We start from the raw sequence: 1,389 nt of genomic DNA, 5'->3' as shown, positions 1-1,389 counted from the left end.
GATTTGGGCATAGATGGTCGCCCCCGTTTTGCCAGGCCAATCTGTCATGCTGACACACAAGTCTTCGATTGCAGCCATAGATCCGGACTGTGGTGAGGCGTAAAACCTCTGTCCCTGATGGAATATGCTGATGGGGGCCCTATCAACAACGCGCTCTCGTTAGAGCCTTGCCCAAAGCGGGTTTGCCCCATCTCGGTCTGACCTGTCTAGCCATCACTTCATACTGCCTGAACAATCGGTGGTACTATTTGCTCATTTCCTTTTGGAACTTACATGCTTATTGCCGGGGGCAATATTCTTGGTTTTTGGTCAAGAGCGCCCAGACCGTGCGGGCATTCTTGTTGGCCAACGCCACTGCCGCAATATTGCTATTCCTACGCTCTAATAACCGGCTTGCCCAGCACGAGACGACATCGTGTTTACGCCTCACCGACTGCAAAACTGCCCTGGCACCGTGGATTAGCAAGGTTCTCAAATAGGTATCTCCCCGTTTACTGATCCCCAGCAAGGTTTGCTTGCCGCCGCTGGAGTGCTGGCGTGGCACCAACCCGAGCCAAGCGGCCAGCTGCCTGCCATTTTCGAAATTGTTGGCATTGCCAATAGTCGCAACCAACGCACTGGCGGTGATGGGACCGATGCCGGGGATCTTACCGATGCATTGGCACAAGGCGTTCTGCTGATGACATTGCTCGATTTGCTTGTCGAGTGTCGCTGTTATCTTGAACAGGTGGTCCAGATAATCCTGTAGCAGGCTCAACTGTTGACGGAACAAGGCAGGCAACCTGTTATCGGTATCCTCTAGGATGTCGGGTAACTTGCGCAGTATTTGGGTGATGCCTTGGGGGATGATGATGCCAAATTCCCCTAGTAATCCCCGGATCTGATTGGCCTGAGCGGTCCGCTGCTTGATGAAACCCTGACGGATCCGATGGAGTGCCAGCACGGCTTGTTGCTCCGGGGATTTGACAGGGACGAACCGCATGTTGGGTCGAGTCACGGCTTCGCAGATAGCTTCTGCGTCCGCAGCATCGTGCTTGTTGGTTTTGACATAGGGTTTGACGAACTGGGGAGCCATCAGTTTGACAGTATGTCCTAACGACATCAGGGTGCTGGCCCAGTAGTGAGAGGAGGCACACGCCTCCATGCCGATCAAGCAGGGTGGGATATTGGCAAAAAAGGAGGCTATTTGTGAACGCTTGAGTTGCTTGTTGAACAACCGCTTACCGTGCTCGTCCACCCCGTGAACCTGGAACACCTCTTTTGCCAAATCTATGCCGATTGTCGTAGCCTTCATGGTGGTCGCCTCTCTCATCAGTGGGAACGTACATTCGCCACTGTGGCACTTCAGATGCCGTTTTGGGTAGGGGCGACCATCCCATTAACAACGCC

At 53.7% G+C, this 1,389-nt stretch carries 1 protein-coding gene; it reads right to left on the bottom strand.

Annotated elements, in window-relative coordinates:
• Positions 1–277 precede the first annotated feature (277 nt).
• On the bottom strand, positions 278–1,294 hold the full coding sequence (locus ACE1BR_RS21855) for an IS110 family transposase (protein ID WP_374874011.1): 1,017 nt from the start codon (positions 1,292–1,294) through the stop codon (positions 278–280).
• Positions 1,295–1,389 lie beyond the last annotated feature (95 nt).

It is taken from the genome of Aeromonas sp. MdU4 (assembly GCF_041929505.1).
Taxonomy (GTDB): Bacteria; Pseudomonadota; Gammaproteobacteria; order Enterobacterales; family Aeromonadaceae; genus Aeromonas.
The sequence above is the reverse complement of the archived record's forward strand: the minus strand, read 5'-3'. Positions and strand labels throughout refer to the sequence as shown.

What these genes read in the sequence shown, in the direction of transcription:
- ACE1BR_RS21855 (WP_374874011.1), bottom strand. Translation starts at nt 1,294, where the DNA reads ATGAAGGCTACGACAATCGGCATAGATTTGGCAAAAGAGGTGTTCCAG.